This is a genomic window from Arthrobacter sp. P1_C12_2, from assembly GCF_056406415.1.
On sequence record NZ_JBFUAF010000019.1, the window covers coordinates 60479 to 77436 of the forward strand.

Annotated in this window: 14 protein-coding genes, 1 tRNA gene and 1 other RNA gene; 9 read left to right on the forward strand and 7 right to left on the reverse strand. The window is 67.8% G+C overall.

The annotated features are described in order from the left end of the window. Positions 1–277: 277 nt before the first annotated feature. A complete protein-coding gene (locus AC1DZQ_RS17940) occupies positions 278–1693 on the forward strand; it encodes a stealth family protein (RefSeq protein WP_476964766.1) in 1416 nt (471 codons plus the stop codon). A 43-nt stretch (positions 1694–1736) separates the two neighbouring features. Here the strand turns inward: AC1DZQ_RS17940 and AC1DZQ_RS17945 are convergent, their stop codons facing one another. From AC1DZQ_RS17945 to AC1DZQ_RS17960, 4 genes are all read right to left on the reverse strand, one after another. After that, positions 1737–2678, reverse strand: coding sequence for a phosphodiesterase (locus AC1DZQ_RS17945; protein WP_476964767.1), 942 nt, complete (start codon positions 2676–2678; stop codon positions 1737–1739). A 243-nt stretch (positions 2679–2921) separates the two neighbouring features. Beyond that, a complete protein-coding gene (fdhA, locus tag AC1DZQ_RS17950) occupies positions 2922–4133 on the reverse strand; it encodes a formaldehyde dehydrogenase, glutathione-independent (protein ID WP_476964768.1) in 1212 nt (403 codons plus the stop codon). Positions 4134–4352: 219 nt separating this feature from the next. Next, positions 4353–4838 carry a glutathione peroxidase gene (locus AC1DZQ_RS17955; protein ID WP_476964799.1) on the reverse strand — a complete coding sequence of 162 codons (486 nt, stop codon included), beginning with the start codon at positions 4836–4838 and terminating at the stop codon, positions 4353–4355. Between the two features lie 163 nt (positions 4839–5001). Beyond that, positions 5002–6453: a M23 family metallopeptidase gene (locus tag AC1DZQ_RS17960; RefSeq protein ID WP_476964769.1), complete on the reverse strand. Its 1452-nt coding sequence runs from the start codon at positions 6451–6453 to the stop codon at positions 5002–5004. Positions 6454–6762: 309 nt separating this feature from the next. Between AC1DZQ_RS17960 and AC1DZQ_RS17965 the strand changes: the two genes are divergently transcribed. After that, the gene (locus tag AC1DZQ_RS17965) at positions 6763–7674 is read left to right on the forward strand and encodes an oxygenase MpaB family protein (protein ID WP_476964770.1); all 912 of its coding nucleotides are present in this window, start codon (positions 6763–6765) and stop codon (positions 7672–7674) included. A 142-nt stretch (positions 7675–7816) separates the two neighbouring features. Here AC1DZQ_RS17965 and AC1DZQ_RS17970 read toward each other — a convergent pair. Further along, positions 7817–7901: transfer RNA gene (locus AC1DZQ_RS17970), tRNA-Ser, on the reverse strand. A gap of 465 nt (positions 7902–8366) precedes the next feature. Between AC1DZQ_RS17970 and ffs the strand changes: the two genes are divergently transcribed. The 5 genes from ffs (at position 8367) to AC1DZQ_RS17995 (ending at position 14942) form a co-directional block, all read left to right on the forward strand. Further along, positions 8367–8463, forward strand: an RNA gene (ffs, locus tag AC1DZQ_RS17975) — signal recognition particle sRNA small type. Positions 8464–8490: 27 nt separating this feature from the next. After that, positions 8491–11664: a DNA polymerase III subunit gamma and tau gene (locus tag AC1DZQ_RS17980; protein ID WP_476964771.1), complete on the forward strand. Its 3174-nt coding sequence runs from the start codon at positions 8491–8493 to the stop codon at positions 11662–11664. A gap of 51 nt (positions 11665–11715) precedes the next feature. Then, positions 11716–12315 (forward strand): recombination mediator RecR, encoded by a 600-nt coding sequence (gene recR / locus AC1DZQ_RS17985; protein WP_090579574.1) that lies wholly within the window; start codon positions 11716–11718, stop codon positions 12313–12315. 12 nt (positions 12316–12327) lie between these two features. Further along, a complete protein-coding gene (locus tag AC1DZQ_RS17990; protein WP_476964772.1) occupies positions 12328–12906 on the forward strand; it encodes a GNAT family N-acetyltransferase in 579 nt (192 codons plus the stop codon). Positions 12907–13583: 677 nt separating this feature from the next. Beyond that, the gene (locus AC1DZQ_RS17995) at positions 13584–14942 is read left to right on the forward strand and encodes an aspartate kinase (protein WP_476964773.1); all 1359 of its coding nucleotides are present in this window, start codon (positions 13584–13586) and stop codon (positions 14940–14942) included. Positions 14943–15169: 227 nt separating this feature from the next. Here the strand turns inward: AC1DZQ_RS17995 and AC1DZQ_RS18000 are convergent, their stop codons facing one another. Then, positions 15170–15364: a hypothetical protein gene (locus AC1DZQ_RS18000; protein ID WP_476964774.1), complete on the reverse strand. Its 195-nt coding sequence runs from the start codon at positions 15362–15364 to the stop codon at positions 15170–15172. 141 nt (positions 15365–15505) lie between these two features. Further along, a complete protein-coding gene (locus AC1DZQ_RS18005) occupies positions 15506–15730 on the reverse strand; it encodes a hypothetical protein (RefSeq protein WP_476964775.1) in 225 nt (74 codons plus the stop codon). Positions 15731–15908: 178 nt separating this feature from the next. On the opposite strand from AC1DZQ_RS18005, the gene AC1DZQ_RS18010 reads away from it, so the two are divergent. Both AC1DZQ_RS18010 and AC1DZQ_RS18015 read left to right on the forward strand, forming a co-directional pair. Then, a complete protein-coding gene (locus AC1DZQ_RS18010; RefSeq protein ID WP_476964800.1) occupies positions 15909–16346 on the forward strand; it encodes a MarR family winged helix-turn-helix transcriptional regulator in 438 nt (145 codons plus the stop codon). Positions 16347–16373: 27 nt separating this feature from the next. Further along, positions 16374–16955, forward strand: coding sequence for an SSI family serine proteinase inhibitor (locus AC1DZQ_RS18015; RefSeq protein WP_476964776.1), 582 nt, complete (start codon positions 16374–16376; stop codon positions 16953–16955). Positions 16956–16958: the final 3 nt, after the last annotated feature.

Sequence of the window (16958 nt, forward strand, 5' to 3'; positions counted from 1 at the left end):
TCGTCTTGCACGCTGCGCGCCGGCCGGTTTTTCGCGGCAATTTTGAGGCCCGCGTTATCATGCAAGTAGAAGCCAACGCACTCAAAGAAGCCGGAGATCAGACATTACCGAAGCAGCGATCCAAGACGAGATTTACTATGGCAGCCAGGCATCCGCGGACGCCCACGCCGAGATCACGTCGGCGGCCGCCGTCGCCAGATTCCGGACCCGCTCCGATGTTGTCCGCCGCCGCGGCCGCTATGCGCTGATCAACGAGAACCGCACGCCGTACCAGGCCATGGTCGAGGACCTGATGTTCCTGCGTTCCGTCCTGGCCGGGGCCGGCATCAGCTACCTGCTGGTCCGCGGCAACAACCACCGCCCGGTCGTCGCAGTCGACTGGAAAGACCGCAAGGAACTCCGCGACGCCCTCGTGGAGGCGTGCCGCGACGAGCCGTTCTACTCCATGAGCGTGGACGCCAAGAAGAAGTCCTCCGTGCTGGTGGCCGACGGCGAGCTTTCGCCCAACCGCCAGTCCCGGATATTCCGGCTGTACCGGCCCAGGGTGGAGCCGGAGGGCGGCTTTGAATTCGGTGCTTCCGCCGGCGTCCAGCTGGAGCTCTGGAGCTTCGAAGGCGACCAGCTGATCCTGCCGATCGAGAACTCCCTGACCCGCCGCACCATGCTGGCCCAGGACGCAGTGCGCGGCACCGTGGAACGCTACGGCCACACTTGGCCCACCATCGAGAACATGTTCGCGGACCATGCCAGCGACATCAGCTTCGACATCGACCTGGTGTTCTCATGGGTTGACGGCAGCTCCCCCGAGTACATCGCGGCCCGCCGCGCCCGCATGGCCGGCGTGGTTGTGGGCGAGGGAGATGACCACGAGGCCCGCTTCCGCCAGATCGATGAACTCAAGTACGCCCTGCGTTCGGTCTACATGTTTGCGCCGTGGATCCGCCGAATTTTCATCGCCACGGACTCCCCCACGCCGTCATGGCTGGCAGACCACCCCGCCGTGACGGTCGTCCGCAGCGAAGAGTTTTTCGCCGACACCTCGGTTCTGCCCACGCACAATTCCCAGGCCGTGGAGTGCCAACTGCACCACATCGAGGGGCTCTCCGAGCACTTCCTGTATTCGAACGACGACATGTTCTTCGGCCGCGCCGTGGGACCGGACATGTTCTTCACCCCCGGCGGCATCACGAAGTTCATCGAGGCCGAGACCCGGATCGGGCTGGGCGACAACGACGCCGAGCGCAGTGGCTTTGAGAACGCCGCCCGGGTGAACCGCAAGCTGCTCTGGAACCGCTTCGGCCGCATCACCACCCGGCACCTGGAGCACACGGCGGCCCCGCTGCGGCGCAGCGTGGTCGAGCAGATGGAGCAGGAGTTCCCGGCCGAGTTTGCCAAGACTGCCGCGAGCACGTTCCGGGCCGCGGACAACATCTCCGTGACCAACTCGTTCTACCACTACTACGCGCTGCTCACAGGCCGGGCCGTGACCCAGACGGCTGCCAGGGTGAGATATGTGGACACCACGGCGCGGGCCGGCCTGAACTACCTGCCCAAGCTCCTGGCCAAGCGGAACATGGACTTCTTCTGCCTCAACGACGGCAGCTTCCCGGAGGTCCCGGCCGAAGAGCGGGCCGAGCTCGTCACGGATTTCCTGGAGAAGTTCTACCCCATCAAGGCGCCCTGGGAGAAGTAACGAACCGTGACCAAAGCGGGCGCCGCCTCGGTCAGGGAGTGGATCAGTTCAGGGTGGTGAACCTGCGGTGCGCCGGCGTCTGGGCCGGGGCCTCGCGCTTGGCCTGCTCCGGGATGGAAATCCCTGCGGCCGCGATCCGGCGCTGGGCTTCCTCCGGAGAGACAAGCTCGCCGACGGCCGGGGTGTCGCCGAGCAGCGCCACGGAGTGCACAATTGTGTGTTCGTAGACGTGGACCAGGTTGAACGCCTGCCCGCCGTCGCGTCCGCGGGTGCCGCCCACAGGAACGTTCAGATCCTGGGTGTAGCACGTCGCTGAGGCCACGGACACGGGGATGCCCGCGAATGTTGCGGTGGTCGAGTAGTGCAGGTGGCCGCCCAGGATGGCACGGACATCGGAGTTGCGCAGGACGCCGGCAAGCGCCGACTGGCCCCGGAGCTCCACGAGCACGGCAAGATCCAGCACGGACGGCACCGGCGGGTGGTGCAGGGCCAGGATGGTCCCGTCCGGGGCCGGGGTGGCCAGTTCAGCAGCGAGCCATTCCAGCTGGTCGTGGCTCAATTCGCCATGGTGGAAGCCGGGCACGGAGGTGTCCAGGGTGATGATCCGGAGCCCGTTGACGAAGTAGCTGTGGTCCACCGGCGCGTCATTGTCGGCCTGGTCCAGGAGCCCGGCCCGGAAATTGGCCCGGTTGTCGTGGTTGCCCATCGCCCAAATGACCTTCGCCCCCAAGGCTTTGCACGCCGGATCCACGATTGCGCGGAGCTTGGCGTAGGCTTCCGGTTCGCCGAGATCAGCGAGGTCGCCAGTGAAGATCACGGCTTCGGGGCGTGCACCCGAGGCGTGGACCTCCTCGAAGAGCTGCCTGAGCAGGGCTTCGCTGTCCACGACGCCGTGCAAGGGTTGCGGACCCCCCAGCAAGTGGGGGTCACTCAGGTGAAGTAGGAAATGACGTGGCCGGGGGTGCTCGGCCTCCATGCGCTCCATTGCTGCCTTCTTGGTTGGGTGGAAGCGGTGCCTCCAGTGTCCCTCTCAGTAAGAACTATCCAACCAGACATTAGGCAAACAATGTAAAAACTGGGACAGGCATATTGGAAAATCGCGCGTTAACAGGTGGCGGACCCTCATATGCTCCTGCAGGCATATGCGGGGCGCGGCCGCCCGGCGGCACGCCCGGAACCGCAGGTCAGCGGGGCGGGACGGGCAGTGCCGCCGGGTTCGGGTTTTCCGCTAGCTCAGGTAGCCGTTCGGGTTGAGCACGAACTTCGTCGCCGCGCCGGCGTCGAATTCGGCGTACCCCCTCGGCGCGTCCTCCAGGGCAATGGCCTTCGCGTTGACGTTCTTGGCGATGTGTACCTTGTCGTGCAGGATTGCCATCATCAGCTGCCGGTTGTATTTCATGACCGGACACTGTCCTGTGGTGAAGCTGAGCGACTTCGCCCAGCCCGTTCCGAGGCTGAGCGAAAGCGAGCCTTTCTGTGCTGCCTCGTCCACGCCGCCCGGATCCCCCGTGACGTAGAGCCCGGGGATGCCCAGGGCGCCGCCGGCGGCCGTCACTTCCATGAGGGAGTTCAGGACGGTTKCCGGGGCTTCCTGGGCTCCGGCACCGTGACCCTTTGCCTCGAAGCCCACCGCATCAACGCCGCAATCGACTTCCGGGACGCCGAGGAGCTGCTCGATCTGCTCCGCCGGGCCGCCCTTGCTCAAGTCGACGGTCTCGCAGCCAAAGCTGCGAGCCTGGGCCAACCGGTCCGCGTTCAGGTCCCCCACAATCACGACGGCGGCACCCAGCAGTTGCGCGCTGGTCGCCGCGGCCAGGCCTACGGGGCCGGCCCCGGCGACGTAGACGGTGGAGCCGACGCCGACGCCCGCAGTGACCGCGCCATGGAACCCGGTCGGGAAGATGTCCGAGAGCATGGCCAGGTCCATGATTTTTTCAAGGGCCCGGTCCTTGTCCGGGAACTTCAACAGGTTCCAATCGGCGTACGGCACCAGGACGTAGTTGGCCTGGCCGCCTACCCAGCCGCCCATGTCCACATAGCCGTAGGCGCTGCCTGGCCGGTCGGGGTTGACGTTCAGGCAGATGCCCGTCTTGCGTTCCTTGCAGTTCCGGCAGCGCCCGCAGGCGATGTTGAACGGGACGGAACAGATGTCCCCCACTTTGATGAATTCAACGTCCGGCCCCACTTCCACCACTTCGCCGGTGATCTCGTGCCCAAGCACCAGGTCAGTGGGGGCCGTGGTGCGCCCGCGGACCATGTGCTGGTCCGAGCCGCAGATGTTCGTGGCAACGGTTTTGATGATGGCGCCGTGGCGCACTTGCCGGCCCACGTTGGCGGGGTTGACCCCCGGACCGTCCTTGAGTTCAAAAGTGGGGTAGTCAATGTCTATCAGTTCGACTTTTCCCGGCCCCTTGTAGGCAACGGCTTTGTTCCCTGTCATCTCATTCCTCCTGCGTTCACGGACCCGCACGGGCCCTGCTGTGATTGACGAAGTTGTTTGATGCGCCCTCCGCAGGGACACCTTGACCGCACTGCTGCAGGGCGGTCGTCAGGGACGACTGCGCAGGGTGTGCCCGCAATGCTGGAGGGTTCGGTCAGTCTAGGCGGGAAGCATGCTTAGGGGTAGAGGCTGCGGGTTCGGAAAGCCGCGCGGGCAGGTTTAGGCCAGTGCGGACTGAACGGCTTCGATGATCTCCGGCGCGTCCGGCTCCACGGTGGGCGCAAAGCGGGCGATGACCTCGCCGTCACGGTTCACGAGGAACTTCTCGAAGTTCCACTTCACCAGGCCGGGCAGGATTCCGTTCTTGAACTTGGTGAGCTCGGCATAGAGCGGGTGCTGGTTCTTTCCCCGGACCTTGGTCTTGGCCGTAAGCGGGAAGGTCACGCCGAAATTGCGCTGGCAGAACTCGACAATCTCGGTGTCGCCGCCGGGCTCCTGCCCGCCGAACTGGTTGCAGGGGACGCCGAGGATCTGGAAGCCTTGGCCGCGGAATTTGTTGTGCAGCGCCTCGAGCCCTGCGTACTGGGGCGTGAAACCGCACTCGGACGCCACGTTGACCACCAGAACCACCTCACCCTTGAAACGGCCAAAATCGGTCTCGGTCCCGTCGATGAGGGTCAGGGGAATGGAGTGCAGAGCAGTCATGGGGCGCGTCCTCGCGATGTCGGTGGTCCGGAGCAGGGAATCCGAACTGGTCACTCCCCTATTCTGCACCCCGGGGCGTCCGGGTGTTCTGCACCCGGGGCGTGCGGGCATGGGTGGGCCTCCCGGACAGGCCGCCGGACCGGTGGCCTGTCCGCCGCGGGGGCTAGCGGCTCGGCGTCGCCGTGGGCGTCGCTGTGGGTTTTGTTGTCACTGCTTTGGTGGCCGACTGCGTGGCCGCCGTTGGCTTCGGCGTATTGACCGGCGCGGTGACCGGGTCCGGCTCCACAGTCAAGATCGGGGCCGGCGCCAGGGGTTGGCGCGAAGGCGTCGGGGTGGCCGTCCTGCCGGCAGCCTCCGTCGCGGTCGCGGAGGCAGACGCAGGCGCGGAGGGCGGCGGTGCCACCGGAGGCGGGACCGACAACGGTGCTGACGGCTTGGCGGAGGCTGTTCCCGACGGGGTTGGCGTGGGCGTCGGCGTCGCGGTGGCAGTTGCCGACGGGGTTGGCGTCGGCGTGGCGGTGGCAGTTGCCGACGGCGTCGGCGCCGGCGCGGCAGGTGTGGTTGTCGATGCACTGCCGGTCGGCGTCGGCGTCGCGGAGGCGGTCCCGGTCGGCGACGGCGTCGCGGAGGCAGTCCCGGTCGGCGACGGCGTCCCGGAGGCATGGCCGGTCGGCGTCGGGGTCGCGGAGGGGGTGCCGGAAGGCGTTGCCGACGGTTTGTCGGCGGCGGCTTCGGTGGCCGCAGGTGAGGCACTCGCTGACGGCTTGGCGGCCACAGCGGCGGGCTGTTCCTGAACGCCGCCGGCCACCACGTGGGTCAGGTCCTCCCGGACAGGAATCGCCCAGCCAATCCCGGTATTGGATGGCTTGCCGGCGTCGGGTGCGTAGCTGGTCATCTCTATCGGGCCGAGTTGATCCGTTTGCTTGATGGGGATGAACTTCCAGCCCAGGGGATCGGTGTGGGAGCCGTTGAGGATGGTTTCGAAATGAAGGTGGCAGCCGGTGGAGGATCCGGTGGTACCCACGCGGGCAATGACCTCCCCCACCCGCACGGAATCGCCCTTCTTGACCGCGATCGCCTCCAGGTGGTTGTACGTGGTGATAAGACCGTTGCCGTGGTCGATTTCCACCCGGTTGCCGCCGCCCCACGGATGCCACCCGACGGCGCGCACCACACCGGCGTCCGCGGCGTAGACCCGGGTGCCGCAGGGTGCCGCGAAGTCCTGGCCCCAGTGGAATTCGCCCGCGAATCCCGTCAGGGGGCTGGTGCGCAGCCCGAACGGGGACGAAGGCACGAGCGATTCCAGCGGGGCCATGAGGAAACCCGCAGCGGGACGGCTCAGGGACGCCGAAGCCACATTCAGCTCGCCATGAACTCCCGCCCGGGTGGCCGTGTCCACCGTGCTCCGGCTGAAGGCCAGGAGCGCCTGGGCGTCGGCGGTGACGGCGCCGGGAGTCGCCGAAGGCGCCGTCGCGGTGGAGTGGGCCAGCGGGTCCAGGGCTTCAGGTCCCACGTCGCCGGAGGGCGGCATGGCGGCCGTCGGGACGGCGGTGGGCGCCCCGTAGGTCGCGAAGGCGCTCAGTCCCTGAAAGCCACCGAATGCCAGAACGGCCAAGGACAGGCACAGGCCTCCGGACACGCAGCGCACGGCAATGGTCCGCGCCCTCTCTGACTGCTCACTCGATGAGTTTCCCCAGTGTTTTCCCACGATGTGACTCCCGCAATATGTCCGCCAGACCCCAATCTTCACGAACTTACCTCCCTATGTGACCACAGACGGCCGGGTCTGTGAACCGTCAGCGCGCTCATTTTGTGGGACCAATCGGAGATCCACGGATGTCCCCAGTAGCTTGCCGGTGGCGGCCCAGTAGTTCTCCGCGGAGTTGCAGGTGCCGGGCGCCGCCGGGCCGGGTAAGAATAAAGGATGCGCAATGTCCTCAGGGAATGGCAGGCCGAACTCAAGCAAACATTCACGGGGACGCGTGATTCCGTGCCCGAGTGGGTGCCAAGCCTGGCCGAGGGGGACGACGCCGGTTACCACTTGCCCGGCTCGGCAGTGTGGGCCGTGCACGGGGACATGCCAACCATCGTGGCGGGAATCCGGGCACTGCTGATGCAGGCGCTCCATCCCGGCGCGTTGGCCGGAGTCCACGATCATTCCCGTTTCCGCGAAGACCCGCTGGGCCGGTTGGCGGGCACGATCCGCTGGATCTTTACCGTGACGTATGGCTCCACGGACACGGCCAAGGCGGCGTCGGACTGGGTGCTTCGGCTTCACCGGACGGTGCGGGGAGAATTCGTGGACGGCCATGGCATCCGGCGCAGTTACGCGGCCAACGATCCCGAACTGCTCCGCTGGGTTCACATTGCCTTCACTGACGCGTTCCTCTCCGCCCACAAACTGTGGGGACGGCCGATTCCCGGCGGACCCGATGCCTACGTCCGGGAGTGGGCCCAGGCCGGCCGGCTGATGGGCGTCGAGGCCCCTCCGCTGAGCGAAGCGGAAATGCGGCAGCAGTTGGACCGCTGGTACGACGACGGCGAGCTCCGCTGTGACGAACGGGTCACCGAAACGGTGGCATTCATCCGCGACCCGCCCCTCCACCCCGCGCTCAGGCCTGGCTACCGGGTGCTGTTCGCGGCCGCCGTGGCAAGCCTCGAGCCCAAGTACCGCGAGCTTCTGGGCCTGCGGACCGCGCGGCTGGGCCCGATTCCGCTGCCGATAACCCTGGCCACCCGGGTCACGCTCGGCGTGGTGCATCTTGCCCTGGGCCGGATGGGTCCGAGCGAGCAGGCTGCCCGGACCAGGCTGCGCCGGCTGGGCTACAGGGCCTGAGGCTGGGGTGGGGCTGGGGTGGGCCGAGCTCGGGTGGAGCTGGGGCGGGCCGGGCGCGCGCGCACTCTCTGGGAATAACCTTCCGAGGATACAAAGGCCCGGGGACGCAAAAAGGCCCCGGTCCGAGGACCGGGGCCAACCGCGGAGAATGGGGGATTTGAACCCCCGAGGGCGTTAACCCAACACGCGTTCCAGGCGTGCGCCATAGGCCGCTAGGCGAATTCTCCAGTTGCTTCTGAAGCAGATACTAGAATACCTGAACTTTCCAGCTTCGCCCAATTGGCCCTCCCCGCCCCGGCCTGCGGCTCCTCGGAGGGACATGCCCCACGGCCTGCACGAAGGCTGGACATAGGCCCAATGCGCCCACTCCTCCCCGCGAAAAATGGGCATGCCCCACGTTGCCCACGCCCACCACCGGACATGCCCCGCGGCCCGCACGAGCGCCGGACATAGGCCCAACGTGCCCACTCCTCCCCGCAAAAAACGGGCATGCCCCACGCTGCCACGCCCACCACCGGACATGCCCCCCCGCTGCCCATGCCCACCACCGGACATGCCCCACGGCCCGCCCGAGCGCTGCACATAGGCCCAACGTGCCCACTCCTGCCCGCGAAAAATGGGCATGTCCCACCGGGGATGAAGGGCCAAACCGGGCCAATTCGAGGCACACCCAATCGTCAGGTAAACTTGCTGACGGCCCCTCATGTGGCGTCATCCTGTTGAACTCCCCCAGGACCGGAAGGTAGCAAGGGTAAGCGGGCTCTGGCGGGTGCATGAGGGGTCTTTTATGTCTGTGCCGATTGGTAGGGTTTATCTGTGACTGTTACTACCGCCCTCTACCGTCGATACCGCCCTGATTCTTTCGCGGACGTTATCGGGCAGGAACACGTCACCGACCCTCTCATGACGGCCCTGCGCAAGAACCGCGTCAACCACGCCTACCTCTTCTCCGGCCCCCGCGGCTGTGGCAAAACCACTTCGGCCCGCATCCTGGCCCGCTGCCTGAACTGCGCCGAGGGCCCCACGGACACCCCCTGCGGCAAGTGCCCCAGCTGCGTGGAACTCGCCCGCGGCGGCTCGGGCTCCCTGGATGTCATCGAGATCGACGCCGCCAGCCACGGCGGCGTGGACGACGCCCGCGACCTCCGCGAACGGGCCACCTACGCCCCGGTCCGGGACCGCTACAAAATCTTCATCATCGACGAGGCCCACATGGTCACGTCGGCCGGATTCAACGCCCTGCTCAAGATCGTCGAAGAACCGCCGGAACACATCAAGTTCATCTTCGCCACCACGGAACCGGACAAGGTCATCGGCACCATCCGCTCCCGGACGCACCACTACCCCTTCCGGCTGGTGCCGCCGGAGCCTCTCATGGCGTATCTGGAGCTGCTCTGCACCCAGGAGAACGTCCCCGTGGCGCCCGGCGTGCTCTCGCTCGTCATCCGCGCGGGCGGCGGTTCGGTTCGCGACTCCCTCTCCGTGCTGGACCAGCTCATGGCTGGCGCCGGACCCAACGGCCTGGACTACGAACTCGCGGTCGCCCTGCTGGGCTACACGCACGCCTCCCTGCTCGATGACGTCGTCGAGGCCGTCGCCGCGTCGGATTCCGCCACGGTGTTCCGCGCTGTGGACCGCGTCATCCAGACCGGGCACGATCCGCGGCGCTTCGTCGAAGACCTGCTGGAACGCTTCCGCGACCTCATCATCGTCCAGGCCATGCCCGAAAGCGCCCAGTCCATCCTCCGCGGCATGCCCGCAGACCAGATTGCGCGGCTGCAGAACCAGGCGCACAACCTCGGGGCGGCCGAACTCTCCCGCGCCGCGGACGTCACCAATACCGCTCTCACCGAGATGACCGGGGCCACCTCGCCGCGCCTGCACCTGGAACTGCTGTGCGCCCGCATCCTGCTGCCCAGCTCCGAACAGACCGAGCGCGGCATCGCGGCCCGGATCGACCGCGTCGAGCGGCGTTTGAACTATGCCGGGAACGACGTCGGAACTCCCCTTACCGGTGCCCCCGCAGCTGCCGCCGTTCCGCCTGCGCGCCCAGAACAGATGGCTTCTCCACAGGCGGCTTCGCCCCAGCTGCCTGCCGCACAAGTACCCGCCGCGCCGTCGCACGCGGCCCCGGCTGCCGCAACCGCCAACGTCCCATCCACCCGGCCCCAGGCCGATCAGCCGCCGGCCACAGCCCCCGCGCCCCCTCGGCGGGACGAGCCGGTCCGGGAACCGCTGACGGCACCGCGGGTAAGCACCAGCGACTGGCCGGTGGACGAATCCACTGCGGCCAGCCGGTCCGCGCCCACCCCGGTTCCCTCCGCCGCGCCTCCGTCCCTGCCGGCTTCAGAGACCGCCCCGGTGGCTGCCGCCCCGTCAGCGGAGCCCGCACCGGTGGCCGCGCCCGAGGCTGCCCCTGCGCCGTCCACTCCCGCACCGTCCACCCCTGCGCGCCCCGAGCAGGCCGAGGCCGGAAGGGCGCCCGCCGTGGTATCCAGCCCCGCTCCCGGCACCGCCGCCGGCCCCGGAGCGGGAACCGGAGCCGACGTGGAGGTTTTGCGCCGTGCATGGCCCGAAATCCTGCAAACACTCACCAAGATCAAACGCAGCACCTGGGCACTGGTGGAACCCAACGCCCAAGTCGGCCATTTCGAAGACCACGTCCTGACCCTCGCGTTCACCACCACGGGGCTGGCGGGGGCCTTCGGCCGGGCCGACCACGCCGAGAACCTCCGGCAGGCGATCCACAAGACGATCGGCATCGATTGCCAGATCCGGGCCGTGGCCGGCAGCAGCAGCAACAGCAACAGCCCAGCGAGCTCTGAGCCAAACCCAAAAGCGCCGCCGGCTAGCCCGGAGACCCCGGCATCGTCTGCAACCCAGGCGTCGTCGGCCGACGTCGCCTGGGGCCTGAGCCCGGCTCCCCAGCCGCCCACATCTCCCGCCCACGAAACTGCTGAAGCCATCCCCGCGGGGATAGCCGAGGCGCAAGTTCCCGCTGCCTCCACGCCGGTTGCGCAACCTGCACCGCCCGCCACGGGAGACGCGCCGGCCATCACGGTCGAGGCGTCCGCCGCCACCGCCGCGCCGGCAGCGGAACCCCAGGCGCCTGCCCCCGCGATCCAGACTCAGGCCCGCGGGGCCGAGCCGGCAGCCGAATCGGACGGCCCTTCGGAGCCTTCCGGGTCCTACGCCGACCCCGAAGACGACTGGGGACCGCCCCGGGACGAGGACGCCCCTCCGCTGGACGAGGAGCCACCCCTGGATTGGGACCCGTCGCCCGCCGCCGCGACGCGGCGCCCCGAGCCCGCGCCCGCGGCGACCGCTCCGGCCCGCAAGTCCCCTGCCGCGCCGGCATCCAAGACCGTCGGCTCCCCGGCCGGGACACCGAACGCAGACCAGGACGCGTCGGCTGACGCGTGGGCCCGCGCCGTCGAGCAGTCACCCGGCGTCTGGACGGTCGGCGCAGACTCAAACCTCGGCCGGTACACGAGTCCCGATGTCGAGCCCGCGGCACCCGAGCCCGAGCCGAAGCCTGTGCACTACGAGCCGGCGGCGGCACAGATCCCGGAGTACGCGGGCGTCGTCTCCGCACCGTCCGGGCTGAACGTGGACCACCCTGCCCGTGCCGAAGCGGCTCCGGCGCCGGCCGTTGCGAAGTCTGTTGCGCCGCGTGTGGCCGCCGCTGCCGCCGCTGCCGTTGCGGAGGCTGTTGCGGTGGCCGCCGTTCCGGAGGCTGATGCCCCGACGGGCCGGCAAAGCCTGTACCAGCGGCTGTCGAACAGTCCCGAGGCCGAGGCCGGACGGGCCAAGGCCCCCGCCCGAGCTGCTGCCGCGACCACCGTCTACGTACAGGACATCCCCAGCGCCGACGACGAAACGATCGAGGAGTCGGGCGTCTTCGGCCGGGCCGCCGTCGAGCGTATTCTGGGCGGGAAACTGGTGGAAGAGCGCTCCCTGGATGGAAGCCCGCTGCCGCCCCGCTTCTAGCAAACCCCCTGCCGGCTGGCCCCGGCCCCATTCCAAACGAACGAGGACATTGTGTACGAAGGCGCAGTTCAAGAGCTGATCGACGAGCTCGGACGCCTTCCCGGAGTCGGGCCCAAGTCAGCCCAGCGGCTGGCGTTCCACATCCTCGAGGCGGATCCGCAGGACATGAAACGGCTCGTCGATGCCATCACCACAGTGAAGGAACGGGTCAAGTTCTGCACGGTTTGCGGCAACGTCACGGAGCAGGAACTGTGCAACATCTGCCGCGACCCGCGCCGGGACCCCTCAGTGATCTGCGTGGTCGAAGAATCCAAGGACGTCCTGGCGGTGGAGCGCACGCGGTCCTTCCGGGGCAGATACCACGTGCTGGGTGGCGCGATTAACCCAATCGCCGGGATCGGTCCGGAACAGCTCCGGATCCGTGAGCTGCTGACCCGGCTCAACGATGGCGCCATCCAGGAAATCATCATCGCCACCGACCCCAACCTGGAGGGCGAGGCGACGGCGACGTATCTGGCCCGGATGCTCAAATCGATCGGCATCGCCGTCACCCGGCTCGCGTCCGGCCTGCCCGTGGGCGGGGACCTGGAATACGCCGACGAAGTCACGCTCGGCCGGGCCTTCGAGGGCCGCCGCAACGCGCTGAGCTGAGCTGACGGATTCGTGGCGGCCACCGGCAGCGGCACCCCGGACCCGCTCCTCACCGAGCGCTTGCTGTTGCGTCCGTTGACAGCGGACGACGCCGGCGCCCTGCTCCGGTTCCGGGCCCATCCAGCGGCCACGCGGTACCTGTCCCATGGTCCGCTCACCCCCGCGCAGAACAGCGCCCGGCTCGAGCAGACGCTGTCCGCGGCGGCATCCTCCACGGCCGAGTGGTTTCACTTCGGCTGGGCGATCGAGCTCCGGGCCACCGGTGAAGTCGTTGGGGACGCCCGGACCTGGAACACGCAGGATCCCCCGGCGCCCGGCCGGATTCCTGCAGACTCAGCCAGCCTGGGCTACATTCTTCACCCGGACCACCACGGGCTAGGGCTCGGCCGGGAGGCGGCCGGCGCCCTGGTCGACTGGCTTTTCGACGCCCGCGGCAGCGCGACCATTTTCGCGGGGGTCTACGAGCCCAATCTCCCGTCCCGCAAACTGCTCGAGGGCCTGGGCTTCCGGAAGGACCGCTTCTTCCCCGTCGCCGAGGATACAGCGGGAAAACAGCTCCCGTCCTGGCGCTACCGGCTGGACCGCGGCTAACGGACATGCCCCGCGCCCACACCCAGGAATGGACACAATGCCCTCATGCACACTCCCGCCCGGCAAGAATGAGCATGTCCCGCGGAACCGGTGAACATGTCCACTCCTGGCCCGCGCTCTCCCAGCAGACCCAGCGGACATGCCCCGCGCCCATGCCCAGGAATGGACACAATGCCCTCATGCACACTCTCGCCCGCGAAGAATGAGCATGTCCCGCGGAACCGGTGAACATGTCCGCTCCTGGCCCGCGCTCCCCCACCATGCCCAGCGGACATGCCCCTCGCCCATGCCCAGGCATGGACACCATGCCCTCATGCACACTCTCGCCCGCGAAGAATGAGCATGTCCCGCGGAACCGGTGAACATGTCCGCTCCTGGCCCGCGCTCCCCCACCAGGCCCAACGGACATGCCCCGCGCCCATGCCGAGGAATGGACACAATGCCCTCATGCCCACTCCCGCCCGCCAAGAATGAGCATGTCCCACGGAACCGGTGAACATGCCGACTCCTGGCCGGCAGCACGGGGCATGTCCGGTGGAGAGAGGCACCGCGTGTCTGCCATTCGGTCATAATTCAACGGCGCGGGCGGCACGGCGATAAACTGGGGTGAGAAGTTACGCCGTCGCGCCGTTTGGTTGCTTGGCCCAGAACCCCGATGATCCAGTGAGGGTGCGCGAATGAGTTTGCCCACTACCGAAGTCCAGCCCGGATCGCAGCCGCAGACGCTGCCCGCCTCGGCCGCCGCCACCAAGCACCTTGTCGTGAAGAAATTTGGCGGTTCCTCGGTGGCGGACGCAGAAGGCATCAAGCGCGTCGCCCGGAGGGTCGTGGACGCCCAGAACGCCGGCGACGAGGTGGTTGTGGTGGTTTCCGCCATGGGCGACACCACCGACGAACTCCTTGACCTCGCCGGCCAGGTGACCGATTCCGCCCCCGCCCGTGAGATGGACATGCTCCTCTCGGCCGGCGAACGAATCTCCATGGCGCTGCTGGCCATGGCCATCAACAAGTTCGGCGCCTCGGCCCAGTCGTTCACCGGGTCCCAGGCCGGCATGATCACCGACGGCATCCACGGCAAGGCCCGGATCATCGACGTCGACCCGCACCGCATCCGCACCGCCCTGGACAAGGGACACATCGCGATTGTGGCCGGGTTCCAGGGCATGAGCCACACGACGAACGAGATCACCACGCTCGGGCGCGGCGGTTCGGACACGACGGCGGTGGCCCTCGCCGCGGCGCTCGACGCTGATGTGTGCGAGATCTTCACCGACGTCGACGGCGTCTACACGGCCGATCCGCGCGTGGTCGCGTCGGCCCGGAAGATCGACCGCATCTCCAGCGAGGAAATGCTGGAGCTGGCCGCTTCCGGCGCTAAGATTCTGCACCTGCGCTGTGTCGAATACGCCCGCCGCTTTGGGGTGCCCCTGCACGTCCGTTCCTCATTCAGCCAGAACGAAGGCACCTGGGTCCTGCCCGGCGCCGACGACAAGATCACGACTCAAGAGGGAGTTGCCTTGGAGCAGCCAATCATCTCCGGCGTTGCACACGATCGATCCGAAGCCAAAGTCACGGTTGTCGGCGTACCTGACATCCCTGGCAAGGCTGCGGCGATCTTCCAGGTCATCGCGGACGCCCACTCGAACATCGACATGATCGTCCAGAACGTCTCCACCCACGGCACGGGCCGGACCGATATCTCCTTCACCCTGCCGATCGTCGAGGGCGCCGAGGCCCTGGCCGCCCTGCACGCCGCGCAGGACCGGATCGGTTTTGAGAGCATCGAATACAACGAGAAGATCGGCAAGCTTTCGCTGATCGGCGCCGGCATGCGCTCGCACCCGGGCGTATCCGCCCGCTTCTTCGCGGCCCTCTCCGAGGCCGGCATCAACATCAACATGATCTCCACTTCGGAGATCCGCATCTCCGTGGTCACCCACGCGGATCTGCTCGACGACGCCGTCCGCGCCATCCACAGGGCGTTTGACCTCGACAGCGAGGACGAGGCCACGGTCTACGGCGGCACGGGCCGCTAAGCCGCACCTCAGCACCCGGGCGGAATCCCGGATCGCATAGGAAGCCACACAGGAATGGGGAAGGGAACGGCGCCTGCCGTTCCCTTCCCCGTCTCCGCCCGTCTTCGGCCGCGTCCCCACATCTCCGGCCAAATTCCCACGTTCCGGCCGCGTATTACGCGGCCGCCCCGGATGCCCCCGGCACCCGGGATCCCCCGGAACCGTCGGAATCGGCGAAGCGGGCCTCGTCAGATCTCTTCTTTCCAGAGATCCGTTTTCCGGACAGCGTAGTGGTGTCCCTGCGCGTCCGTCTCGACCTCGAAGCCGGCCAGGTCGTCTTCCGAGGCGTGCTCGAAGTCGTCATGCCGGTGAATTACAGGCGCCGCCGTGTCGCCTCGATTTGCGGGCCCGAACAGGAGCCTCAGCTTGTCGGTCTTTTCCATGAAAGCCCTAACAGCACGTGTCACTAGTCCCACCCCCTTTCCTCGTCCCGATGGTTCAGGATGCTGCACTGCGGTGTGTCAGTGCCCTCATTTTACGCCCGACGGCGGGAAATGGCCCGGGTGGGGTGCCGCCAAAAGGATCTAGCGCAGGGACTTGTCGTCAGGGTTCCGGGGCACCACATAGGTGCTGCCATCGGGCCGGTGCAGGGTCTCCCACTGTTCCGTTTCGGCCTGCCGCATCGCCAGCAGCCGCCGGTTCTGGTCGGTCATCGCGTGGCCGAGCGCACTGCGGTTGGCCGGCCCGAACACGGCCCGGAGCTTCCCGGTTGCCCGCATGAACCTCTCGGCGGCATTTTCCTTGGCCATGGCTATCCTTTCCTGGGAACAAGACAATGCTCCCAGTGTACGCTAATCATTAGTGCACTAATCATTCGAAGGAGTCGGTGTGACCGAAGGTACCCCAGCAAGCCAGGACGGACGCGGCACCCCCGGTGCGCACCGAGCGCCCGGAACACAGGACTCCCAGGCAGCACAGGATGACCTCCTGCTGGAACAGCAGCTCTGCTTCGCCCTGACGGTGGCCTCCCGAAGCGTCGTGGGTGCCTACAAACCCGTCCTGGACAGGCTCGGCCTAACCCACCCGCAGTACCTGGTCATGTTGTGCCTGTGGGAAGCGAGCCCGCGCTCGGTCCGCGACATCAGCGAGGCCCTGGCCCAGGAGCCGGCAACCATCTCGCCGCTGCTGCGCCGGCTCGAGACTGCCGGTTACATCACCCGCCAGCGGATGGAAGGCAACGAGCGCACCCTGGATGTCCGGCTGACGCCGCGCGGGGCCGCCCTGCGGGAGCAGGCCACCGAAGTCCCGGGCATCATGATGGCCCGGCTGGGCCTGACACGTGAACAGGTCGGCCAGCTGCACGCGTCCATGATGGACCTCATCGCCGCCACACGGCCAGGCACGGTCGACGCGCCCCGGCGGTAGACTGGGCAAAACAGAGGAGGACTGCTGATGCGCACGCAATCGGGCCGCCCGGCACTTGTTCTGGCGGCCATCCTGATGGCCGTGGCCGGATTGACCGCCTGCACGCCGAACGGCGGGCCCACACCTTCTCCCTCCACCGGCACGACGACGGGCACCCCCTCCAGCCCGTCACCCACAGCGCCGTCCGGCTCCCCGTCGCCGGAGACGGAGACGACGTCACCGGCACCGTCACCCACCGCCGCCCCGCTGCCGTCCGGCCCGGGCCAGGGCAACGCCGAGCTCGCCATCATGGTCAAGCCGTCCGAAGCCGGCACCGCGGCCAACTTCACGCTCGTCTGCCAGAACGGGGTTCCGGCGGCCGAAAGCCAGCACCCCAACGCCGCCGCGGCGTGCATCGCCATCAAGAACAATCCGGCCATCCTCAGCCCCGCCCCGCCGGGCAAGACCCAGACGTGCACCCAGCAGTACGGCGGCCCGCAGGTGGCCACCGTGACCGGCGTCGTGGACGGCCGGGCGGTTCAGGCGAGCTTCAGCCTGACAAACGGCTGTGAAATCGCCGCCTGGAACGCCGCCAAGGACGTCCTGGGCTCATCCGGCGGGGCGAGTTAAGCC